General features: G+C 65.8%; 16 protein-coding genes. 8 read left to right on the top strand and 8 right to left on the bottom strand.

Going from position 1 to position 23390, the window contains the following annotated elements; genetic code table 11:
• Nucleotides 1-11 precede the first annotated feature (11 nt).
• From BMY53_RS24375 to BMY53_RS24350, 6 genes are all read left to right on the top strand, one after another.
• Complete coding sequence (locus BMY53_RS24375; RefSeq protein WP_092949633.1) at nucleotides 12-575, top strand: response regulator; 564 nt, start codon at nucleotides 12-14, stop codon at nucleotides 573-575.
• A complete protein-coding gene (locus BMY53_RS24370; protein ID WP_092949631.1) occupies nucleotides 572-2701 on the top strand; it encodes an ATP-binding protein in 2130 nt (709 codons plus the stop codon). Before BMY53_RS24375 ends, BMY53_RS24370 begins: the two co-directional genes overlap by 4 nt.
• Before the next feature lie 138 nt (nucleotides 2702-2839).
• A complete protein-coding gene (locus tag BMY53_RS24365; RefSeq protein ID WP_404947906.1) occupies nucleotides 2840-5395 on the top strand; it encodes an excinuclease ABC subunit UvrA in 2556 nt (851 codons plus the stop codon).
• A 420-nt stretch (nucleotides 5396-5815) separates the two neighbouring features.
• Nucleotides 5816-7642, top strand: coding sequence for a M4 family metallopeptidase (locus BMY53_RS24360; protein WP_092949629.1), 1827 nt, complete (start codon nucleotides 5816-5818; stop codon nucleotides 7640-7642).
• Between the two features lie 212 nt (nucleotides 7643-7854).
• Entirely contained in the window at nucleotides 7855-8883 is a 1029-nt protein-coding gene (locus tag BMY53_RS24355) for a PEP-CTERM sorting domain-containing protein (RefSeq protein ID WP_092949627.1), read from the top strand.
• Nucleotides 8884-9097: 214 nt separating this feature from the next.
• Nucleotides 9098-10480: a glycoside hydrolase family 5 protein gene (locus BMY53_RS24350; protein WP_092949625.1), complete on the top strand. Its 1383-nt coding sequence runs from the start codon at nucleotides 9098-9100 to the stop codon at nucleotides 10478-10480.
• A gap of 24 nt (nucleotides 10481-10504) precedes the next feature.
• Here the strand turns inward: BMY53_RS24350 and BMY53_RS24345 are convergent, their stop codons facing one another.
• The 7 genes from BMY53_RS24345 to BMY53_RS24315 form a co-directional block, all read right to left on the bottom strand.
• Entirely contained in the window at nucleotides 10505-11146 is a 642-nt protein-coding gene (locus BMY53_RS24345; protein ID WP_092949623.1) for a hypothetical protein, read from the bottom strand.
• A gap of 24 nt (nucleotides 11147-11170) precedes the next feature.
• Nucleotides 11171-12751: a hypothetical protein gene (locus BMY53_RS24340; protein ID WP_092949621.1), complete on the bottom strand. Its 1581-nt coding sequence runs from the start codon at nucleotides 12749-12751 to the stop codon at nucleotides 11171-11173.
• Between the two features lie 9 nt (nucleotides 12752-12760).
• A complete protein-coding gene (locus BMY53_RS24335) occupies nucleotides 12761-14218 on the bottom strand; it encodes a hypothetical protein (protein WP_092949619.1) in 1458 nt (485 codons plus the stop codon).
• 178 nt (nucleotides 14219-14396) lie between these two features.
• Nucleotides 14397-15014, bottom strand: coding sequence for a LysE family translocator (locus tag BMY53_RS24330; RefSeq protein WP_092949617.1), 618 nt, complete (start codon nucleotides 15012-15014; stop codon nucleotides 14397-14399).
• Between the two features lie 82 nt (nucleotides 15015-15096).
• The gene (locus BMY53_RS24325) at nucleotides 15097-17112 is read right to left on the bottom strand and encodes a DEAD/DEAH box helicase (RefSeq protein WP_092949615.1); all 2016 of its coding nucleotides are present in this window, start codon (nucleotides 17110-17112) and stop codon (nucleotides 15097-15099) included.
• Between the two features lie 315 nt (nucleotides 17113-17427).
• Nucleotides 17428-17817 carry a hypothetical protein gene (locus BMY53_RS24320; RefSeq protein ID WP_218151303.1) on the bottom strand — a complete coding sequence of 130 codons (390 nt, stop codon included), beginning with the start codon at nucleotides 17815-17817 and terminating at the stop codon, nucleotides 17428-17430.
• A gap of 24 nt (nucleotides 17818-17841) precedes the next feature.
• Entirely contained in the window at nucleotides 17842-18660 is an 819-nt protein-coding gene (locus tag BMY53_RS24315; protein ID WP_092949611.1) for a hypothetical protein, read from the bottom strand.
• Between the two features lie 486 nt (nucleotides 18661-19146).
• Here BMY53_RS24315 and BMY53_RS24310 point away from each other — a divergent pair, with 486 nt between their 5' ends.
• Nucleotides 19147-22332 carry a di-heme oxidoredictase family protein gene (locus tag BMY53_RS24310; RefSeq protein WP_255370365.1) on the top strand — a complete coding sequence of 1062 codons (3186 nt, stop codon included), beginning with the start codon at nucleotides 19147-19149 and terminating at the stop codon, nucleotides 22330-22332.
• A gap of 136 nt (nucleotides 22333-22468) precedes the next feature.
• Nucleotides 22469-22747, top strand: coding sequence for a DMT family transporter (locus BMY53_RS24305; protein ID WP_255370364.1), 279 nt, complete (start codon nucleotides 22469-22471; stop codon nucleotides 22745-22747).
• Nucleotides 22748-23199: 452 nt separating this feature from the next.
• On the opposite strand, the gene BMY53_RS24300 is transcribed toward BMY53_RS24305, so the two are convergent.
• A partial coding sequence (locus BMY53_RS24300; protein ID WP_143074222.1) for a transposase occupies nucleotides 23200-23390 on the bottom strand: 191 nt, incomplete at its 5' end.

Raw genomic sequence — 23390 nt, 5'->3', positions numbered from 1 at the left:
GGAGGCTTCCCATGACCGAGCGCATCCTCGTCGTCGACGACGAGCCAGGCATTCTTCATGCGCTGCAACGGCTGTTGCGGCAAGGCCTGGTGGATGGCAACGGCCAGCGCTACCTGGTCGACGAGTGCGCCAGCGGCGAACTGGCGCTGGAACATGCCAGCGTCCACGTCTACGCACTTGCCATCTCGGATTACCGGATGCCGGAGATGAATGGGGTGGACTTCCTCAGTGCACTGCGGCGTCTGCAACCCGATTGCCAGCGCATCATCCTGTCGGGTTACACCGATTTGAACGGGCTGATTCGTGCCGTGAATGAGGCCGGCATCACCCGGTTCATTGCCAAGCCCTGGACGGATTACGAGCTGCTCAGCGCCGTGCGTGAAGTTTTGAAGGTGCGTGAACTGACCCTGGAGAGCCGGCGCCTGGCCGACATCGTCCGCACCCAGCAGGGGCAGCTCAACGCCCATGAGGCGGAGCTGCGCCGGCTGGAGCGCATGGAGCCCGGGATCACCCATGTCAATTGGGCGGAGGATGGCTCCTTCATCCTGGAGGATCCGGACGACGCACGGTCATGAGAACGGCGCCCTCAGGGCCGCAGGTCCGCGTCTGGCCGTCGCTCTCGGAGGCGGTGAAGATGGCCTGGGAAGCGGTCTCCACGCCCTTGCTGGTGCACGACCACCAGGCCATTCTCTTTGCCAACACCCCGCTGCTTCGCCTGCTGGGGTATGACGCCGAATCCCTCTCCTGCATGGCCTTCAACGGCTGGGCCACCAGCGAATGCCGCCACAAGCTGCGTGACTACGGCCTGCAAGCGCTGGCCCAACGCGGCCTGGCCCCCACGGTGGAAATCGAGGCACTGACCGCGAGCGGCAGCATCCGCACGCTGGAGCTCAGCGCCAGGCCCATGGAGCATGGCGGGGGCCTGGTCAACGTGCTCACCGTGCAGGACCTGAGCGACATCCAGCATGTGCAGACCAGCCTGCTCGATATCGGCCGCGTGCTGAACCAGATCATCGAGAACAGCCCGGTGGCGAGTTTCGTGGTGGATGCGCAGCACCGGGTGACGCACTGGAATGCCGCCTGCGCCCAACTGACCGGCTGCAACAGCATCGACATGCTGGGGCGGGACGACGCCTGGAAGGCCTTCTACCCGGACAAGCGCGCGCTGCTGGCCGACCTCATCATCGACGGCACCATCGACGCCCAGCGTGAAGCACTGTATGGGGGGCTGTGCCGGCGCTCCGAAGTGGTGGACAACGCCTACGAAGTGGAGTCGTTCTACCCGCGCATGAATGAGGGCGGCCGCTGGTTGTATTTCACCGCGGCACCGCTGCTGGATGTGAATGGTGCCGTGGTTGGCGCCATCGAAACCCTCCAGGACGTGACACGGCGCCGGCGGGCCGAGGAGGAACTTCGCCGGCACCGCGACCAACTGGAAGAAGTGGTGGCTGAACGGACCGCCGAACTACTGGTGACCCACCACGAACTGGAAGCTTTTCTTGAAAAAGCCTCGGTCGGCATCGTCACCACCATCAACCACCGTATCGTGCGCGGGAACCGCAAGTTCTCGGAGATCTTCGAACTGGACGGCGAATCGGCCTCCGGGCAGCCGACGCGCCGGTTTTTTCCCAGCGACGAGGCGTTTCAGACCCTGGGCACGGTGGCCTATCCGGTGCTGACACGGGGGGAATCGCTGCAGCATGAGATGGCGATGGTGTCCGCCAAGGGACGGCCCTTGTGGGTGGAGATGATTGCCTACGTCGCCAACCCGCATGACCGACTGGCCAAGACCTGGTGGCTGATGCAGGACCGCACCGAGGAGCGCGAGGTCCAGATGCAGTTGGAGGACAACTACCGGCGCATCAAGCAGACCAACACGCGATTGGAGGAGGCGCAGAACCAGCTGCTGCAATCCGAGAAGATGGCTTCGATTGGCCAGTTGGCGGCTGGGGTGGCGCACGAGATCAACAACCCGGTGGGCTTCGTGAACTCCAACCTGGGCACCCTGCGGGGGTATGTGGAACCGATGTTCGCGCTGATTGACGTGATGCAGGCGCAGGCCCCCGGCGCCCTCCCCGGCCCTGTGGCCGAGGCGCTGGCCTCATTGGATCGGCGTATCGACCTGGCCTTCGTGAAGTCGGATCTTCCGCAACTGCTCAGTGAAAGCGAGGACGGGCTGATTCGAGTCAAGAAGATCGTCCAGGACCTGAAGGACTTCTCCCGCGTCGATCACGCCGAATGGCAGGAAGCGGACCTGAACGCCGGCCTGGACTCCACGCTCAACGTGGTGATGAACGAGGTGAAGTACAAGGCCGTCGTCCATAAGGATTACGGCGTGCTGCCACCGGTCCGCTGCATCGCGGCGCAGCTCAACCAGGTGTTCATGAACCTCATCGTCAATGCCGCGCACGCCATTCCCGAGCGCGGGGAGATCACGCTGCGCACGCGGGCAGAAGGAGGATGGGTCTGTGTGGAGGTGGCGGACACAGGCGTGGGCATGGCCGAGGACGTGAAGCGGCGAATCTTCGAACCGTTCTTCACCACCAAGCCAGTGGGCCAGGGCACCGGGCTGGGGTTATCACTCTCGTTCTCGATCATTCAGAAGCATGCGGGTCGGATCGAGGTGGCCAGTGAGGTGGGGCAAGGCACCACCTTCCGGATCTGGCTGCCGGTCAACAGCCTCTCGGCTGCAAGCCCCTGAGCACGGATCCACCCGGCTTATGCAGCGGGCCGATGCAGCCTGGGTATGCAGCGCGGGTATCCCTCGGGCATCCGCCTTGCTCTTCAAGCGCTATTCCATGAATGGATATTTTGGAATTGTCCACTTGAAGGTGCCGTTTTGCCGTCACGCTCCAACCGCCAGACCTCTCGCCCCATCGAGCCCCCTGCTCACCGCAGCCCGTTTGTCCAGGTGCGCGGGGCCCGCGAGCACAACCTGAAAAACGTGGATGTGGACGTCCCGCGGGACGCGCTGGTGGTCTTCAGCGGTGTCTCCGGCTCCGGCAAGTCCTCGCTGGCGTTCGGCACCATCTACGCCGAGGCCCAGCGTCGCTATTTCGAATCCGTGGCGCCGTATGCCCGCCGGCTGATCGACCAGGTGGGTGTTCCCGCCGTCGACGCCATCAACGGCCTGCCACCGGCGGTGGCGCTGCAGCAGCAGCGTGGCACGCCCAATGCACGCTCCTCCGTGGGCAGCGTCACCGGCCTGTCCTCCCTGCTGCGCATGCTGTATTCGCGGGCGGGCCACTATCCGCCTCGGCAGCCGATGCTCTATGCCGAGGACTTCTCGCCCAACACCCCACAGGGCGCCTGCCCGCACTGCCACGGGCTGGGCCGTGTCTATGAGGTCACCGAGGCCTCGATGGTCCCGGACGACAGCCTGACCATCCGCGAACGTGCCGTGGCCGCGTGGCCTCCCGCGTGGCACGGGCAGAACCTGCGGGACATCCTGGTCACGCTGGGCATCGATGTGGACAAGCCGTGGCGGCAGCTGCCGCGCAAGACACGTGACTGGATCCTCTTCACGGAAGAGCAGCCCACCGTGCCGGTCTATGCAGGCTTCACGCCCGCCGAGACCAAGGACGCCCTGCGCCAGAAGATGGAGCCCAGCTACCAGGGCACCTTCAGCAGCGCCAGGCGCTACGTGATGCACACCTTCGCCACGACGCAAAGTGCGCTGATGAAGCGCCGTGTCTCCCGCTACATGATCGGCGGCGCCTGCCCCGAATGCGATGGCAAGCGGCTCAAGCGCGAGGCCCTGGCGGTCACGTTCGACGGTCTCGACATCGGCACGCTCGCCCAGTTACCCCTGGCAGATCTCGCGCAGCGGCTACGTCGGGCCAAGCCCGCCGAGCTGAGTGAAGAAAAGCGCCTGGCGGCCGAGCGCCTGGTGGACGACGTGCTGATGCGTCTGGGCCCGCTGTTGACGCTGGGCCTGGGCCATCTCTCGCTGGACCGGTCCACGCCCACGGTCTCTCCTGGCGAGCTGCAGCGCTTGCGGTTGGCCACGCAGATCTGCTCCAACCTGTTCGGCGTGGTCTATGTGCTGGACGAACCGTCCGCCGGCCTGCATCCCGCCGATGGTGAATCCCTGCTCGATGCGTTGCGCCAGCTGAAGGCGGCGGGCAACTCGGTCTATGTGGTGGAGCACGACCTGAATCTGATGCGCGCGGCGGACTGGATCGTGGATGTGGGGCCCGCAGCCGGTGAACTGGGTGGGCGGGTGCTCTACAGCGGTCCGGTGGAAGGCCTGGCGGGCGTGGTGGAATCGCGCACGGCCGCCTATCTGTTCCCGCAGAGCGAGCCAGGCAATGAATCCGAGCCCGATGCTGATGGCGACGCTTCGCCATTGCTCCAACGGCGCCAGCCCAAAGGCTGGCTGCGGCTTGAAGGCATCACCCAAAACAATCTAGCCGGTCTTGACGCCGAGTTCCCCTTGGGCGTTTTTACCGCAGTGACGGGTGTCTCCGGCTCCGGCAAGTCGTCGCTGGTCAGCCGCGCGCTGGTGGATCTGGTGGCAGAACACCTGGGCCAGGAACCCACGGCGGCGCAGGACGATGAGGAGGCCGAGGACGAATTGTCTGCCGCCACCGGCGGGCGCATTGCTACAGGCGCGGAGACGATTCGCCGGCTGGTCCAGGTCGACCAGAAACCGATCGGCCGCACACCCCGGTCCAACCTCGCCACCTACACGGGCTTGTTCGACCACGTGCGCAAGCTCTTCGCCGCCACACCGGCGGCCCGTGCGCGCCGCTTCGATGCCGGGCGGTTTTCCTTCAACGTGGCCAAGGGCCGCTGCGAGACCTGCGAGGGCGAAGGTTTTGTCAGCGTCGAACTGCTCTTCATGCCCAGCGTCTTTGCGCCCTGCCCCGGCTGCCACGGTGCCCGCTACAACGCCGCCACGCTGAAGGTCCTCTACCGCGACCGCAGCATTGCGGACGTGCTGGGCATGACCGTCGACGCGGCCCTGGCCTTCTTTGCGGATGAACCTGCCCTCGCCCGCCCGCTGGGGCTGCTGCAAGGCATCGGGCTGGGGTACCTGCGCCTGGGTCAGCCGGCCACGGAGCTCTCCGGCGGCGAAGCCCAGCGCATCAAGCTGGTGACGGAACTGCAGCGGGCACAACGCGGCCACACGCTTTATGTGCTGGACGAGCCCACCACCGGGCTGCATCCCTCGGACGTCGACAAGCTGATGGCGCAGTTGCGGGATCTGGTCGAGGCGGGCCACACCGTGGTGGTGGTGGAGCACGAGATGCGTGTGGTCGCCCAGGCGGACTGGGTGATCGACCTCGGCCCCGGCGCGGGAGGCGCTGGCGGCCGCATTGTGGCGGCGGGGACGCCGCAGGACGTGGCCACCGTGCCGGCCTCCCGGACCGCGCCTTATCTGAACCGCTGACCGGCGATGGCCGCCCCTTCGGGCAACGATCCGGGCGCCCACCCGCCATGGGTTCGGCCGCACATGGCACGGCCGGAAAACCCCGGCGCGCATTCTGTCGCCCTTCGCTGGCTGCGAAAGCTCAATCGACAGGGGCGCGCGAGCAAGCCTTAGCCGTCCGTCCATGTGCTGCCCGCGCGCATTGTCATCGTGCGATTGGCGTGCCCGACGCACCAAATTAAAGGGTTCACCCGGATGTCAGTGTTGACAGGCTGGCGTGCATGACATTTTCCTTACAGTCGCGCTTTCGTCACCAACAACACCCACCCTGCGCCGTTACCCGGCGCGCAAGTGGGGACGCCAGCCCCTCCACCACACATGGGGGCACGGCATTTCTTCGGGATTTCGCAAACCACGTTTATCACGAACGAAAGAGACGATATGAAGAAGGCATCCCTTCAGCGATTCCTGCAAGTCACCATCCTGGCGACCGCGGCTACCGCCGCCTGCCAAGCCTGGGCTGCAGACCGCGTCACGCTCGACGACAGCACCCCCGTTACCGTCAACATCCTGCAGCAAGCCGCTGCCAGCGGCCCCCAAGCCGCCGCCACGGCGCTGGGGCTGGCCGCCAACGACCTTCAAGCGGTCCGCAGCCAGGTCTACCCCAACGGCCGGGTCATCACCCGGCATCAGCAGTACTACCAGGGCGTGCCCATCTGGGGCGAAGCCGTGGTGGAACACCGCGACCCGGGTGCCAGCGCCGCCCGTTTCTCCGGCAGCCTGGTCACCAACATCCAGCAGGACCTGAACACCACGCAAGCCAGCATCACGCCGGCCAGCGTGCTCACCATCGCCAAGAGCGCGGTGAATGCCACCCACACCGAGAATGAGCAGGTCAAGCTCTACATCCGGCTGAGTGACAGCAATGTGGCGCAGCTCTTCTACCTGGTGTCGTTCGTGCGCGCCGACAGCCGCACCCCGAGCCGCCCGTACTTCATGATCGACGCCAACTCCGGCGCCGTGCTGCAGCGCTGGGAAGGCATCACCCACAAGGACGCCACCGGCCCCGGCGGCAATACCAAGACCGGCAAGTACGAGTACGGCACCAACTACCCGGCGCTGCAGGTGACCGACACCTGCCAGATGAACACTGGCGGCAATGTCATCACCGTCAACCTCAACGGCGGCACCAGTGGCAGCACGCCCTATCAGTTCACCTGCTCGCGCAATGAGTACAAGCAGATCAACGGCGCCTACTCGCCGCTGAACGATGCCCACTTCTTCGGCAACGTCATCTTCAACATGTACCGGGACTGGTTCACGCTGCGTCCCATTGCCAACACGCTGTACATGAAGGTGCATTACAGCAGCAGCTACGAAAACGCCTTCTGGGACGGCACCGCGATGTACTTCGGTGACGGCGCCAGCACGTTCTATCCGCTGGTGTCGCTGGACGTGTCCGCCCACGAAGTGAGCCACGGGTTCACGGAGCAAAACTCGGGGCTGGTGTACTCCGGCCAATCCGGCGGCATGAACGAGGCCTTCTCCGACATGGCCGGTGAAGCGGCGGAGTTCTACGCCCGTGGCACCAACGACTGGCTGGTGGGTACCGAGATCTTCAAGAGCTCCGGTGCGCTGCGTTACTTTGCTGACCCGACCAAGGACGGTAAGTCGATTGCCAACGCCTCCAAGTACACCAGCGGCCTGGACGTTCACTACTCCAGCGGCGTGTACAACAAGGCTTTCTACACGCTGGCCACCAAGACCGGGTGGACCACGCGCAAGGCCTTCGAAGTGATGGTGGATGCCAACCGTCTGTACTGGACCTCCAGCAGCACCTTCAACCAGGGTGCCTGCGGTGTGGAAAAGGCGGCCACGGCGCGTGGTTACGCCACGGCTGATGTGACAGCGGCGTTTGCGGCCGTGGGCGTGAGCTGCAGTGGCACCACCACCCCGACCACCACCGTGCTGACCAGCGGCACGGCCGTCACCGGCATTGCGCTGGCCAAGAGCGCCACCCGCCTCTTCAGCATCGTGGTGCCGTCGGGCCGCACCAGCATCACCGTGAAGCTTTCGGGCGGCACGGGTGATGGCGACATCTACGTGCGCCGTGGTTCTGCACCGACCACCACCACCTACGATGGCAAGTCGGAAGGCAGCACCAACGCCGAGACGGTGACGATCTCGGCGACCACGGCAGGGACTTACTACATCCTGCTGAATGCCTATGCCGCCGTGAGCGGGGCATCACTGGTGGCGACCTACTGATCTTCGGTTAGATAGCCAGCCAGTCAGCCGGCGCACCGCTGCGAATGCGGTGCGCCGGCTTTGCCATGCCTGGTTGAAGCGGAAATCGCCGACAGGGCGAGCGCCGGCCGTCGACTACTGTTAAGGAAGCGCTGCAGAACGCCTCGCCAAGGGCGTGACGCAGCGCGCCTTTCAAAGTCAACGCCGGATCGTTCCCGGCAAGGAGCATCTCCATGAAGCAAGCCTTGTCGGTGTCGGTCCCCCGCTCGGACCACCCGTGGATCCATCGAGTCATTCGGCGTTTTGCCCGCCCCGTCCTGGTGGCCGGCACGGTGCTGTTCGGCGGGGTGGCGCTGGCGCAGGATGCCAGCCTGGAGGTCACCGCCACCAGTTCAGCGTCCGCCTTTGGCCGCACGGTGGCCCCTGGCACCGAATCGTTGGCTCGCGCCGGCGGCGTCTCATCACACGCCAGCACGGATGGGCAGTTGGGCGGGCTCACCGGTGGCGCGTGGGCCAGCGCATGGGGCGTGGTCGACTATGGCCACATGCAGTTGCAGACCGTCGGCGGGGCCCATCTCAGCGGGGCGGGAACGATTGACCAGGTGGTGTCCAGTGCGGAGGCCCACGCCCGGCTGACCGACAGTTTCCTCATCACCTGCCCCACCTGTGTGGCGGGTACCGAGGCCACCGTGACCTTCCGGTTGGTGGCCGAGGGCGGCGTGTTTGCCGATGGCAATCTGGTACAGAACCCGGATTTGGGCTCGGGGACCCAGTTCACCGCCTTTTCCGCTATTTCCAGTGGTTTCTACATGTCGGCCCCGGACGTCAATAACCCGGGGTCCGCCGTGCAAGACGCCATGTTCAGAAGCCTCCTGCGCATGCAGTACGGCGGGGATTCACACGATCGACCCATCTGGGACGGGGAGCACACCGCCAGCTTCATCATCGGCCAGCCGCTGTCCTTCACCTGGGACGCCGTCGTGCAAGGGTCGGCCACGGTGGGCAACTTCAACCTGGATGCGGCCATGGACGGCGTGTCGGCCTTCAATACGAGTTTCGGGAGCAGCCTCTATTGGGGCGGCATCACCGAGGTACGGGATGTCAACGGCCAATTGCTGAGTGGCATCACCGCATTCAATGCGGTCGGGGTGGACTACGCCAATGCGCTGGCGCCGGCGGTGCCGGAACCCACCACGGGACTGCTGATGACGGTCGGGGCGCTGATGCTGCTGGCGGCCATCCGCAGGCAACGGCGTCGTTAGTGACAGCCCGTCATTGGAGTGCCGCTGTTTCAGGGGTCACGCCCGGCACGCCCCATCGCCTGGTTACGAGAGTTGCCTCTCCCGCACATCCGTCTCAGGGTTTATGCCGCTAAATTAGTCCATCGCGCGAACTAACCTTCCTCCCAAGGACAGGGGGTCCCATGAGGCCCTCTGCGGCAAGGCGCGAGGCGACCTTCGACCTGGAGACAACACCATGACGGCAAGACCCCTGGCCGCGCTGCTGATGGCAGCGTGCGGCCTCATGAGCGCGCTCAACGCAGACGCGCAAACCTGCACGGCGACCACGATCAAGCCCTACGTCAAGATCGGCACCGGCGCCTGGAGCAACACCGCAGCCGCCACAGCGGCGGCCGGCAGCGCCCTCACCTTCGGGCCCCAACCCACCAGCGGTGGTGCCTGGGCCTGGTCCGGCTGCGGCGCGTCCGCCAGTTCGCGGGAACTCAGCCTCACCGCCAAGGCCAGTTGCACCGCCGTGGCCACCTACACCAACAGCTGCGGCACGAAGTCGACGCAGAGCTTTGTTGTCACGGTGCCGGGCTTCCGGGACCTGACCAGCCTGCAGCTGTCCGCGCTGATGGGGGCCGGCTGGAACCTCGGCAACTCACTGGAGGCCATTGGCGGCGAAACCGCCTGGGGCAACCCGGCCGCCAATCAGGCGCTGTTCACCGCCATCAAGGCCGCGGGTTTCAAGACCGTGCGCATTCCTGTGTCCTGGAAGCAGTACGCCGATGCCAACGACAACATCAGCGCCACCTGGATGGCGCGGGTGACCCAGGTGGTCAACTACGCCCGCACGGCCGGCCTCTACACCATCATCAACATCCACTGGGATGGTGGCTGGATGCAACCCACCTATGCCCAGCAGGCCACGGTGAACACCCGCATCACCAAGTTCTGGACCCAGATCGCCAACAACTTCAAGGGGTATGACGACACCTTGCTGTTTGCTGGCACCAACGAGGTCATGGTGACCAATGACTACGGCACCCCGACGGTGGAGTACTACACGGTCCAGAACAGCTTCAACCAGACCTTCGTGAACGCGGTACGCGCCACGGGCGGCGGCAACCTGGCGCGCCACCTGGTGGTCCAGGGCTTCAATACCAACATCGACCACACCGTCAATTTCGCGACGGTGCCCAGCGATTCGGTGGCGAAGCGCCTGATGATGGAAGTGCACTTCTACGACCCCTACAACTTCACGCTGAATGAAAACAGCGCCATCTGGCAATGGGGTGCGGGGGCCAGCAGTGCGGCCAACACCGAGACCTGGGCCAACGAGTCCTATATCGACGGTCAGTTCCAGAAGATGAAGACGCGCTTCGTCGACCAGGGCGTCCCGGTGATCCTGGGCGAGTTCGGCGCCATCCGCCGCACCGAGTATTCGGGAGCGGAGGCGTATCGAACCGCCTGGGACCAGTACGTGGCCCGGTCCGCCTGGACGCATGGTGCCGTGCCCATCTATTGGGACGCCGGCGCGTCGACCAGCAATCACAGCATGGGCCTGTTTGACCGGACCACCGGCAGCCGCACCTACTCGGACATCATCACCAAGATCGTCAACGCGGCCAAATAAGGGGTGGGGGCCCCCCGTGGTTCGTCATTCCTCCGACCGTTCCACGAGGCGCATGCCCCCACTCATGTCGGTCCGCAGTGAGCAGATGATGTATTTGGGTCGGCCCAAGGCCAGTACGGCCTGGCGGGCTTCTTCCAGCGTCTTGAAGACGGACGTCATCTGCAGCTCCCTGCCCTCCTCGTTCTCGTCCACGCCACCGCCCACAAACAGTTCGATGGAGACGGGGTCTGCGATGCTGCCGAGGAAGTTGGCAAACTCCACGTAGTTGGTCGGGCGCACCGCCGCTGCGGCTTCCTGGAAATGCTGGGTGGCCGCAATGCTGACCATCAGGGCCAGCACGGCCGTCTCGAAGAATGCCGCACCCAGCAGGCCCTTCCAGATGGCGTGCCCCACGCCGTACATCTCGGCGGCGATATCCAGCCCCTCGGCCGCCGTCACCACCGGATGGTGCACGCCTTCCCGGAGGTCATAGAACGTCGGTTCGACAGGGAAGCCTTCCACCGCACAACGCTCACCGTCCTGCAAGCCGTCCCGGTACGGCGCCTGCATGTCCTCGGGGACCTCGTCTTCCTGAACCGAGACTTCGTTGGCGATATAGGCCTTGGCAAAACCTTGCAGGTAGTAATTCAGCGATGCTTCGCCGTAGGGACGAAAGGGGGTCGTCATGATGATGCTCCTTGAAGTTGAGAGTCAGCCGGCCGGGTTCCACACCAGGCCGGGATCGGGGTCAGGACTGGCGGGCACTGCGGTGCAGATGAACGCCAGGATGAAGATGTCGTCGTCGTTGGTGGCAAGGACCGAGGTCCCGCCCGCCGGTAGCGCGGGTTCCTGGATGACGGGCGGGGTCCATTGCACGTCGCGGAGAATGAGATGGCGGTTCACCAGATCGCGCTCGGAGAAGCGAAACGCCGCTCGCGCGCGGCCTGGACCGGCAATGCCTGCGATGCCCACCGGATCGGGCGGTTCCACCACGGCCGCCGCCAGACCCCCGATGGAGGGGTGTTCAGGCGCCATGCGCAGATGGGCAGGCAGGGCCACCGGCCGGATCGCCCCTCGGTGCAACAGCTCATCGGGCGCTTCCTCCACCCGCTCCGGCGCGGCGCCACCAGCCTGCGCAGGCGGCACTTCCTTGAGCGCGGTCCAGGTGGGTTGGATAAGGCCCAGATCCAACCCTCCCGCCTGGCCCCCCAGGCTATTGGCCGCCGCCGTCTCGCCCTGAACCACGGCACGGACCCGGCGAAAGAACACCACCGCACTGGCATACAGCGGGCAGGCTCCGGCAAAGGGCTCAAGGCCCTGGCTGACCTGCAGAATCGACCCGGGCCGAGGCCGCCAGAAGCGGGCGCTGAACACCTCTCCATCGAACCAGGGCCGCTGCAATTTGGCGGAGGTGAACTCGAACTGCAGTTGTTCCACCGCCAGTGTTGCGCTGCCCGCCCCCAGCCGGGCCTTCATCTCTGCCGGCGCACTCGCCTGCAAGGCTTCGACCTCGCCACGCGTCAGCACCATCCGCTGCCAGCCGACCTCGCAGGCATTGGCCGGGCTGATGTAGGCCGGCCAGAACGGCTGACCAGTGAGGTCCGCCACCGAGCCGACGCCGCGGCGCGACCGGAGGTCCCAGTCGTGCCACTGCGTGACGGGTGCCCGCTGGGTCAGCGCATCGATCCGGGCCTGCGCCTCCTCCACCTCGTTCCTGTGGCCGGCCAGTCGCCAGTCCTCCAAAGCCTTGTCCACGGCAGCCTTGAGCACGGGCTCATTGAACAGCCAGGCCTGCCTTGCAGCCTCGTCCGCGCCCAGTTCACCACTGGCCTTGGCCGCGCTGTACTGCTGCGAGGCCAGCAACCAGGTGTCGCGGCACCGCTTGTAGGCCGCATACACCGGGGTGTCGACCTCCGAGCCATCCAGGTTGCTGCTGATCAACAAGCGCTGCGCGGCTTGAAGCTGCTGGCGGTCCGCCTCGGATTCCGTCGGGTCCGCGATCTGGGCACCCTCGATGACCTGCCGGTAGACCGATGGAAGGTCCGCCCGCCCGGCCCCTGCCTCCCAGGCACGCCCGAGGGGGAGCGTGTTCACCAGGCTCGAGAAGTCAGAGAGCGCGCCCAATGCCGCGCGCGCGACTTCGGCATCCGTGCTGGTCGGCAGGAAGTTGAGCTGCCCGGCGCGGTAGCTGGCGCCCGACAGGGGAAACGCCAGTACCTGCCCCGGTGACCCGAACACCCGCTCGGCCTTGGCCATCAGCGCCAGGGCCAGACGTGAGTCAAGCGCTGTCATGGCCGCTCCTTACTGGAACTGCTCGGCGGGAATGTCCGGCAACGGGTTGGGCGCCGTTGGAATCAAATGGTTGATGAAGGCAATGATCTGCATCCCCGGCACGACGATGCGGCCGCCCTGCCGGTCCATGCTGTAGCTCTGGCTGCCGCTGGCGTGCGAGTAGTTGCCATGGATGGAGAACGGCCCCCAGCCCACCGAGCCACCACCGCTGACCGACGACGCATGCTGCGCAAACGCCGTGGCGAACTCGTCCGATTCAATCACCAGGTTGCGGATGAAGATGGCCTGGGTGGGATAACCGATGAAGGTGCCCTTGGGCACGGCGGCGCCGTCGGAGGGGTATTCCTCGAAGTTCCAGCCTTCCCCCTTGCGCAGCGTCCACCCCCGGTTCATGAAGAACTCCGGGTAGAACCAGGGGCGCGCGATGACGGCCTGCACCAGCTCGAAGGAAATCTTGAAGTTGTTGACGTTGAGGCTGTTCTGCGAGGACTCGGTGTTGCCATTGGCCCCCCCGCTCGCGCGCCACAGACCCAGATTGAGGCCACCGCCCCCGCTCCAGGAACTCGTGCGCCAGTTACTGCTGGAGTTGGCCTGTTCGTGGCTGAACGAATAACCCGTCCAACCGTTGGAGGTGGCGAAAGCACCGGGAATGATGGTGGTGTACTTGAACGGGGAGTTGCTGTCTGCGTCGGTGAGCGTGCCGCGGTCATACAGCTCGAGCAGTTGCTGCTTCCACAGCGTCATGGACCGCTGGGTGACGTGGTCGATGTAGGCGTGCATCTCATCGACCTCGTTGCGGTACCCCTCCGAGACCCACTGGTTGAGCGCGGCCTTCACCTTCAGGTAGTAGTTCTCGGCGTTGTATTGAAAGTCCGCCACCGCCGCCGCACCACCGGGCCCGGTCGCCACCTGTGCCTGGATGCGCTTGTTCTGGTAGTTGGTGGCGGCGTCGATGTAGTTAGACATCGTGCTGTTGTAGGCCACCAATACCGGCCCCGGCTCGGAGAACGTCTTCTCCTCGTCATTCACGAGGTTCTTGGTCGTCTTCGTCGCGTAGAGCAACCCCCGGAATTTTTCGATCTTGGCCTTCTCGTCGGCGGAAAGTTCACTCTGCACCACCTTGGAGAACTTCAGGATCTCGCCATACATGTGGCTCATCCGGGCTTCGGAGGTGCGGTAGATGGTCTGCTGCCGGTCGCCCGCATAGATGCCACTCACGTCGGGCACGAAGTCCACCGCCAGCGAGAAGTTGAACGCCTGCTTCTGCATCTTCTTCAGATGCTCGGCATCGGCAATGCTGGCAATGCCTTCGGCCGCGAACTGGAAGTCCTCCGGCATGAAGGGGATGCCGGGCTGGCACCATGAGATCTTGTTGTTGACGGGCGCAGGGACCTTGCCATCCCCGCCGGTCAGGATGTCGTTCAGGGTGCCCAGCATCTTCCTGCCCAGTTCTTCGATCGTTGCCATCGCTTCACTCCCGAGATGTGGGGCGGATGCCGCCCCGGTTGGAATGAATGCAGACTAGGTGTTGAAGGAAGAAGCGGCGATAGCGCCTTCGCGGTAACGTGACGGGATGGCCCATGGGCGCTGTCATCCCGTGAATGCGGCGGCCCCCTAGCAAAAGGATTGACTGGGGTAGCTCACATCACCTGGTGAACGGCAACGCCACGCCCAGCACGCCAAACATGCCACCGCAGACCCGGTTGAACTGCCGGCCCCATGTCCTGAGCCACGGGCGGATGCGATAGGCCAGGCGCACCAGCAGGTACTCCACCACGCCCTCGATGAGGGCGAAGGTGGCCGCCATGACGGCGAACTGCATCAGGAGGCTGCGGGTGGGGTCAATGAACTGCGGAAGGAAGGCGCCGTAGAAGAGCAGCACCTTCGGATTGGAGATGGCGGCGAACAGGCCCTGCCGGAACAGCGTCCGGCGACGGGCATCGCCGGAGGTGGACGCTTCAGTGGTGTCCAGCTCGATGGCAGGCGCCCGCCACAGCTTGAACCCCAGCCAGCACAGGTAGGCGCCACCGACGATCTTCAGCGCGGTGAGCGCGCCAGCCATGGTCTGCAGCAGTGCACCGATGCCCAGCATCGAAAGACCGATCAGCGCAATGAAGCCCACCGCCCCGCCTGCCACCGTGAAACATGCGCGCCGGTGGCCGTGCAAGGCGCCGTGGCTCAGCACCAGCAGGCTGTTCGGGCCCGGGGTGAGCGAGAGGCCAACGACAGTCAGCAAATAGACGAGCCAGGTGTGCAGGGCCATGGGTCGGAACGTGGGCAAGAAGGTGGCACGGTATCAGACTCCGTGGCCGCCATGCGAGCGTTGGCTTCAGGCGGAGCCGATGTCATCCCCTGGCCGCAGCCGCCCGCGCCCGCCAGAATGCCGCGTCAATGACCTGGCTCGCCCCCGTCCGCTCATTGATCAGCCAGAGTTGCGCCCCATCCGTGCTGATCCGGGCCACCTCCCCCACCTGCCGTCCTGCAGCCACACGCCGACCCAGCGCGTTGGCCGGGAAATCGGCTGCGGCGGCGAGCATGAGCAAGGGCACCACCTCCCGCGCGTCCCCCGCCAGGCGCTGCCGGTGCACGATGGGCGCCAGCAGCGGGTTGGACAGGTCCGCGGCCGAGAGGTAGAGCATCACCTTGGCCTGGGCCCGGCTCAAGGCCACGTTGATCAGGCGCTGGGCTTCTTCGGTCTGCAGAAAAGGCTGCCGGCCATCGGCGGGATCGAACAACACCACGGGCGCCTCACTGCCCTGCGCCCGGTGCACGGTGCTGACCTTCACCGCCTCCGTCACCCCCAGCGCCCGCAGGCGCACCCGGATCAGGGCCCGTTGGGCCCGGAATGGTGTCAACACAATCACTTCGTGCGCCGCCCAGTCGCCAGTACTCAACGCGTTTGCCACCGCCTGCGCAATCGCCTCGGCAGATTCGCGCCTCACGGGGCCTCGTGCTTCGGCCGACCAGCCGCCCTCCGTCTTGACTGCATGCACATGGACATGCTGCTCCGCCGGCACGTCGCCAAAGGCCCGGCGCCGGGCAGCCCACCATTCGTCAGATTGACGCGCCGCCTCGGCCACCCGCAGCAAGCCGTCGTAGAACATCTGGCTGACCAGCTCGCCAATGGGCGCGGCCATGCGGGACTGCTCGTCCAGCATCGCCACCGAAGCGCCCTGCCGCGGCATCTCGCCGAAGGCGGAGCGCCCTAACCATCGGCGTGCGCCTCGGTCCGAGCTTCGCAGCACCGGCGACAGCTGCTGCGGATCACCGGCAAACAACCGCGCGCGTGCCAGCGGCATCAGGATGAGCGCGTGGGCCAGGCTCACCTGGCTGGCCTCGTCAAACACCAGCAGGTCAAACGGGGGGTCGCCATCCGGTGACAGCTCGCGCAGCGTCTTGAGGGTGAAGGCGGCGCGTGTGGTGGTCATGCTGGCCAGGCGGCAGCGTTGGAGCACCTGCAGGGAGGAGGTGCGCAGTTCGTCTCGCAAGGCGGCCACGCGGTCGGTCCAGGTCTTCAACGCGGCGGCGTCGCGTGCGTGGGGGCGCGCGGCCTCGGCGCGGGCCAGCCGGGCAATGAGGTCGCGGTCCTGCGTCGGGATGAGGTGCTCGCGGCCGGCATACATCGCGGCGTCAAAGCGTGTGCCCAGGCGCTGCACCGCAACCCGCAGGGGCTCGCGGCGGCCCTTGTGCAGCGCCTTGTCGACGGCAATCGTCGCCACATCCACTGCCTGGTTGGTGGTGGACAGCAGCAGCACACGGGCCTGGGGACGACGCGCCAGATACTCCGCCAGCAGCACGCCCAGTGTGGTGGTCTTGCCCGTACCAGGCGGCCCCCACAGGAAGGCGCTGCTGTGCTGCACCAGTTGCAGGGCCTGGCGCTGCGCCGGCCGCAACCAGCGGAAGGGTTCGCCGGTGAGGGCCGGGCCTGCCGCTGCCTGGGGCCGGGTGAGATCCGGCAGTGCGGCCATGGCCTGCTCCGCCCACGGCGTGTCCGACCAGGCATCCGCCACCGCGTTGAGAAAGCGTGTCGGATACAGGCGGATCAACTGGTCCGGCCCGGGCGGCGCTGAACTGGCGTTTTGCAGCACCAGTTGATCCTCCTCCGGCACCACTGCCAGCACACTGGCACCACCCTTGGCCGGTGCGCCCCACCAGGCCGAGGCGCCGTCCAGGCTGTCGTCCAGCAAGGCATGGGCCGATGTCTGGCCGGGCCGCTGGCCTTCCGCGTAGACGTAGCCCGGATCCAGCGTGACGCGCCACAACGCACCGTCACGTTCGGTGTGCAGGACCTTGAAGTCGTAAAACTCGGGCGTGGCCGACAGCTCGGCATTCAGGGCCGCGCGGACGTCGGCAAGGGACATGGACTTGACAATCGTGAGGGCTGCGGCGGGGGCGTGACTATAGCGGTGGTCATCGTGACGGAAGTGCCACCACCGGATTCGCGCGAACATCGCCCAGCCTGCGTGCCGCCGTGACGTCAACAACTCGACGTGCATTCAGCCCGTGGTCCTGACGGACTACGACTTCAAGCGGCCACCAGCGCCCTGATGCGGTGCACGCCAAGGACGAGATCCGCCTCACCGTGGGCAAGGACAGCCTGGCCATGAAATCAGACGGCACACCCACATGGCAGGCACGGCTGCGCAACGCCGCGCGGCCACGGCCCTGCTCCGCCGTCAGTTCCGGTCCGGCCGCTTGGGCAAGCGAGCCGGCGCGGCGGCCTGATGGCCGTCTTCGTCCACGGCGTCGGCCGCCGGGGCGACCGGCCGAGACCTGGCGGCGGGTGCCTGATGTTCGGTGCCCGTCGTTGCCGGGGCCGGTGTCAGAGCGGGTGCTTGCGCGGGTGTCTGCGCGGCCGGTGAAGTCACTGCGGCCGGTTCGGCGGGTTGGGTGTGGGACGCCGGATTGGCCACCGGCGCCGCATCCGGGCTGGTGCCAACGGTGCCGGACTGCTTCCGGCTGGCATTGGACGTCGTCGGCGTTTCCGGCGGTTTGGTCTGTGCAATCGCAGCAGCGGCAACGACAGCCACAGACAATCCGATAGCGGTAGTGCTGAGGTGTTTCATGGCCCGTCCTTGGAAATGGCGGAGCTACCCGTGGTTGGTCGGAGTAGACGGCAATTGGCGGTCCCGCGCCACCAGCAGGGTTTTTGCCCGCCCGCCGGGGCGCGGGTTCCGCAGCTCATAGGGCGTGCCGCTGAACCCGGCCGCCAGCAGTTCTTCGGGCGTGACCAGGAAAGGGTTTTCCTCGCGCCGGGCCGTGGCCAGGGTCTCTTCCAGGAAGGCGCGGCCGGTGTTGCCGTCGACCGGAATGGCCAGGTCGAACACTTCACGCGCCACCCACGGACCCATCCGGGCCGACAAGTCGCGCGAGAACAGATCCGGCAGCGGATCTTCCGGCGGCGCCGGATAGACCAGGGCGAGCCGATCCAGCACCAGCGGCAACCAGGCCATCAGCGGCCCGGAAGTCGGCTGCACGTGGAAGGCCAGCCGGGTCAGGTAGCTCAGGGCGTCATTGAGATAACGCGGGAAGTCCACGCCCACCGAGATCGCATGGCGCAGATGCGTCATGGCACACCACAGCGGGCCTTCCACAGGGCCGCGCCATTCAACCGGTGCCAGCTCGAAGAAGCGCAGGTAGCGTGGGTCCGCCGTGGCGCACCAGGCGGCTTCGATGAAGGCGCCTGGCGCCGACCGCACATGCAGGCCCTCGAACCGCCACACGATCCATTCGGTCAAGGCCACCGCCAGCGCCATCCGCGCACGCGGTTCGATCTTCAGCGCTGTCCGCAGGACGGGAGCTGCCTGTGCCTCGCTGCCCAGGTCCTTGGCGCTGCGAACAGCGTCCTCCCAGAGGAAGTGAAGGCGGCCCGCATCATGAAAGCGCACCCAGGGCGGTGTGTGAAGCATGGGGGGGCAGCTCTGGTGAAACGCGGCGAAGGGAAGACGGCGAACGACCGGTGGGAAATGATCGATTGGAAACGATCGACTGGAAACGGCACAGAGGAACCGACGCGCTGGGAATGGCAAGCAAGCAGCACGAATGAGCGCCAGCTTATCTGTCGCTCCGTCACCGCAGGCAACCAACCGCAAGCGGTGTGTCCGACTGCGTGGCCTGATGCAGAGCGCCCCAGAGGCCTGCGTCACTATAGGCCGCGGATCCCGCCAGCCCGCATGACTTAAGGCCTGGCCCTTGAACAGGGGGTAGACCGGCATGAATCGCCGGATTTCCGAAGTTGTTGCTGGCGTGTCCCGTATGTACGCCTTTGGACACAAAGACGCTTCTGCCGTGTAGAGGCCCCCACCTAAACTGCGCCCGCCGTGGGCCTGGCCTCATGGCGCTCCTGATCTCAGCCACTTGTCGGCGCCACCAGCGCCAAGCCCAGGGAGGGACGTATGGGATTCCTGAAAAACACTGTTGTGCACGGCCGCATGCTGCCGTGGACCTTCGCGCTCGTTGGCAGCGCACTGCTGGTCGCCTGCGGTGGCGGCCAGTCCAGCGAGAACACGGCCACGGCGTCTGCCAGTGCTGCGGACAGCACCCGCGCCACCATCCTGGCGGCCAATACCGAGACGGCACTCACGCCGGTCAGCGCGACCGCCAGCTCGCTGGAGCGGGGCGACCTCAGCGCCGACAAGGCCATCGATCACAACGATGGCACCCGCTGGGGCAGCGGTTTCACTAACAACGAATGGCTGACACTGGACTTCGGGGCCAGCGTCTCCATCAACCGGGTGAAGATCCAGTGGGAGAACGCCCACGCCAGCAGCTACCAGCTGCAGACCTCCGAGGACGGCCTCACCTGGACGACGCTGCGGGCCGTGGACAAGAGCGCTGGCGGCACCGAAGACCTGACCGCCCTCGGCGGCCAAGGCCGCTACCTGCGCATGCAGGGCCTCACCCGCTCCACCAGCTACGGCTACTCGATCTTCGAAATCCAGGCTTTCAGCGGTGCGCCCGTCGAGACCACGCCGCCGCAACCACCGGTGGTGGACACCAGCCAGCCGGGCGTGCTGGTCAAGCCGGTGCTGGCCACCGCCTCCAGCGCCGAGAACGGCGGCCTGGCCGCTGACAAGACCATTGACGGCAACACCACCACCCGTTGGTCCAGCAAACCGGAAGACGGCGCCTGGATCGCCTGGGACTTCGGCACCAAGGTGCAACTGGGCTACATGAGCCTGCTGTGGGAGAACGCCTACGGCAAGGCCTACAACCTGCAGGTCTCCGACGACGGCACGACCTGGACCCTGCTGCGTGAAGTCATCAACGGCAAGGGCGGCACGGAAGAGTTCTACAACCTGGGCGTGACCACCCGTTTCGTGCGCCTGCAGGGGGTGGCCCGGGCCACCCAATATGGCTACTCGCTGTTCGAGGTGCAATTCAAGACACCGGGCAGCGACAACAGCATCCCCACCCAGACCACGTCCGCCCTGCCCGTCCCGCCGTCGGGCCAGGCCGCCAGCCCGCTGTTCCAGCCGCAGGCGCCACTGGAAACCGTCCAGTTCACGCTGGCGGACGGCACCATCGTCACCCGCTTCGGCAACCGTGGGGTCGGCCGCCATGGCCGCGAACGTGGGGAGGAGTGGAACGAAATCGGCTATGGCCCGAACGAGACCGTCGACCCGGCCACCGGCCTGGAAGTCGACAAGGGTCCTGGCGCCTACCTCACCTTTGTCCCGCAGTATTTCCAGAACCGCACCTGGGGTCTGGAGATCATCGACAACAGCCGCGTGGCCGGTGTCACCAAGCCGCAGTTGAAGGTCAACACCTACAACCAGATCGACAACCTGCCAGGGGGCATTGCCTTCTTCCGTGGCTTCGACCGGCCGGGCGTCACCGGCTACGGCTGGATGGCCCCGGGCGCGCTGCAGGGCAACCCCACCATCTGCCCGCCCAACCCCTACCCGGCGGATGGCCAGTTGGGCAAGGACTCCGCCTGCACCCTGGTGATCAAGGACTACCCGGGCCACGCCGCGCTGGATGCCAACGGCTTCCCGAACGGGCAGACCGTGGCGGCTCGTCCGCTGGTGGCGGGCGATGTGATCGAGGTCGCGCCTTCGATGTTCTCCACCACGGCCGCCATGCAGGCCAAGGGCGACAACGGTGGCGTCCGTTATTACGCCAATGAGTGGGTCTATGTGGTGGGTCAAGGCCTGGCCCCCTGGTACGGCATCCAGCCGCGCCTGAACAGCGTGCCGCTGCCGGCGGAGACGCTGTCCGGGGGGCTGGGTTCCGTCTCCTACAACTATTCGGACGAAGGCTTCCGGATGTTCATGCAGCCGGACAACCGGATCGGCATGCAGAACATGCAGCGCTTTGTGGAAGGCCGCCGTGTCACGCACAGCAGCTTCCTGACGGGGGCACACACCGAAGCTGGCAATGATGTCGACACCGCCATCAAGGGCCTGACGGGCCCGCGCTTCAACCAGACCGCCTGCGTGCAGTGCCACACCAACAATGGCCGCAGCCCTGCCCTGACCACGCTGAACCAGCGGCTGGACACCATGTCCATCCACACCGGGGTGCTGAACGCCAAGGGCCAGGTGGAAGCGGACCCGCGTTACGGCGTCGCGATCCAGATGAACGGTGTCTCCGCCAGCGGCGCACCGCAGGACTGGGGCAACGGCGTCCGGGTGACCGGCTTCACGTCAACCACGGCCAAGCTGGCCGATGGCACCAGCGTGGAACTGCGCAAGCCCACCGTGGGCTTTGACGGCCCCGTGCCCAAGCTCTACTCGGTGCGCAGCGCCCAGCCGATGATCGGGGCGGGCCTGCTGGAGGCGGTGAACGAGGCCGACATCCTGGCCCGCGCCCGCGCCACACCGGATGAAGACGGCGTGGTGGGCCGAGCCAACTATGTGTACGACCCCGAGACCGGAGCGGTGCGGCTTGGCCGTTTTGGCTGGAAGGCAGCGAAGGTCAGCGTGCGCCATCAGGCCGCCGGTGCCCTGCTGCAGGACATGTCCGTGACCTCCAGCGTCTACCCGAACCGGAGCTGCCTGTTCGACCCGGCGAGTTGCCACACGGCGGCCGTGCAGAAGGGCATCTCCGAGACCGACCTGGTCGCCGTGGTCCGCTACGTCGCCCTGTTGGCGGTACCTGCCCAGCGCAGCTTGTCCAGCGGTTTCCCGAAGGGTGTGATGCCGATGTCCGAGCACCGTGTCGACCCGGTGCAGATCCAGGCCGGCCGCCGCGTGTTTGACGCGCTGCGTTGCGCTGCCTGCCATACGGCCGAGATGAAGACGGGCAACAACACGCCGTTTGCCGAGTTGCGTGGCCAGACCATCCGGCCGTTCACCGACTTGCTGCTGCACGACATGGGCCCTGCCCTGGCGGACAACCTGCCGGAAGGCCAGGCACTGGGCGCGATGTGGCGCACGGCGCCCCTGTGGGGCATTGGGTACACCGAGAAGGTTCAGGGCGGTGCGTCGTTCGTGGGTTATCTGCACGACGGGCGGGCACGGACGCTGACCGAAGCGGTGATGTGGCACGGTGGCGAAGCGGAGAAGTCGCGCCAGCGCTTCGAGAAGCTCGCGGCGACCGACCGGGATGCGCTGATGGCCTTCCTGCGATCCTTGTAAGCCACCTAGTAAGCGACAGCGAAACGGCCTGAACACAGACCGCTTCCCCAGGCGCCGGCCGGCCTCGCGAGATTGTGTGCGAGGTGGGCCGGCGCCTTGTTTTTCATGCGCCTGATTTTGTCCCGAGTGGTCGGCGTTGTTCACCTCGATCGAACGCCTCGCGGAGAAAAGCCCCACCAAGCGTTGGCTGGGGATCGTTATCGCCATCTTCTTCATGGCATGCAGCGGCATCTTGCTGTGGCTGGCCCAGCGCAATATTCCGATCGGTACGGCGTATGCAATCTGGGCCGGTATCGGAGCAGCGGGCACCTTCCTTGTCGGAATCTTCTTCTACGGTGACCCGACATCGGTCATGCGTGTGCTCGGAGTGGCGGTCATCGTGGGCGGGGTCATCACGCTGAAGGTAGCTCATTGACTGCATGTGCCGGCTTATTTGGTCACCCGCGCCGGTTCAGGTTGGCCGCCGCTGGTGCTGATCGACTAAAACCGCCGCCATGAGCAGTCCTCCATCCGAGGCGGGCTATGCGTGCTTTAGGCTGATTGGGGAAATTCAACGACGTCTGCTTTGCGGCAGTTCAGTGGCGGTTAGGGAATCAAGGAACCGCGTGCAGCGCCACCTCCCACCTTAAGAACGTGGGTGTAGATCATGGGCGAGGCAAAATCTGCGTAGCCCAGGAGTTCCGATTCCTGGCGCGAGGATGCCTCAGCTAGGGAAGGTCTGAACAACTCGTTTTCGAGGTCGATGCTGGCGGATTTAACGGGGCCGGCAGCCGACGATGCTTCAACCAGCGCTCGGACGAAGTTTCTCGCAGGCTTTTCGGCCGTGCATCATGGGCAAATCACCCGATTCGCCCATTTCAGGCGCACTCATGCCATGCCGGACATCAGTTTTCGGCGCGCCATCCACAGATTGCTCAACGCGAAGAGCGTGATGACCTGGCCGGTGTTCTTCGCCAGTCCCTTGTAGCGAGCCTTCGTGTATCCGAACTGCAGTTTGATCACGCGGAACGGGTGCTCCACCTTCGCTCGGATGCTGGCCTTGATCTGCTCGACCCGGT

It is taken from the genome of Roseateles sp. YR242, assembly GCF_900109745.1.
GTDB lineage: Bacteria > Pseudomonadota > Gammaproteobacteria > Burkholderiales > Burkholderiaceae_C > Roseateles.
The sequence above is the reverse complement of the archived record's forward strand: the minus strand, read 5'-3'. Positions and strand labels throughout refer to the sequence as shown.

Coding starts and splice junctions, on each gene's coding strand:
- BMY53_RS24375 (WP_092949633.1), top strand. CDS start 12: ATGACCGAGCGCATCCTCGTCGTCGACGACGAGCCAGGCATTCTTCAT.
- BMY53_RS24370 (WP_092949631.1), top strand. CDS start 572: ATGAGAACGGCGCCCTCAGGGCCGCAGGTCCGCGTCTGGCCGTCGCTC.
- BMY53_RS24360 (WP_092949629.1), top strand. CDS start 5,816: ATGAAGAAGGCATCCCTTCAGCGATTCCTGCAAGTCACCATCCTGGCG.
- BMY53_RS24355 (WP_092949627.1), top strand. CDS start 7,855: ATGAAGCAAGCCTTGTCGGTGTCGGTCCCCCGCTCGGACCACCCGTGG.
- BMY53_RS24350 (WP_092949625.1), top strand. CDS start 9,098: ATGACGGCAAGACCCCTGGCCGCGCTGCTGATGGCAGCGTGCGGCCTC.
- BMY53_RS24345 (WP_092949623.1), bottom strand. CDS start 11,146: ATGACGACCCCCTTTCGTCCCTACGGCGAAGCATCGCTGAATTACTAC.
- BMY53_RS24340 (WP_092949621.1), bottom strand. CDS start 12,751: ATGACAGCGCTTGACTCACGTCTGGCCCTGGCGCTGATGGCCAAGGCC.
- BMY53_RS24335 (WP_092949619.1), bottom strand. CDS start 14,218: ATGGCAACGATCGAAGAACTGGGCAGGAAGATGCTGGGCACCCTGAAC.
- BMY53_RS24330 (WP_092949617.1), bottom strand. CDS start 15,014: ATGGCCCTGCACACCTGGCTCGTCTATTTGCTGACTGTCGTTGGCCTC.
- BMY53_RS24325 (WP_092949615.1), bottom strand. CDS start 17,112: ATGTCCCTTGCCGACGTCCGCGCGGCCCTGAATGCCGAGCTGTCGGCC.
- BMY53_RS24320 (WP_218151303.1), bottom strand. CDS start 17,817: ATGAAACACCTCAGCACTACCGCTATCGGATTGTCTGTGGCTGTCGTT.
- BMY53_RS24315 (WP_092949611.1), bottom strand. CDS start 18,660: ATGCTTCACACACCGCCCTGGGTGCGCTTTCATGATGCGGGCCGCCTT.
- BMY53_RS24310 (WP_255370365.1), top strand. CDS start 19,147: ATGGGATTCCTGAAAAACACTGTTGTGCACGGCCGCATGCTGCCGTGG.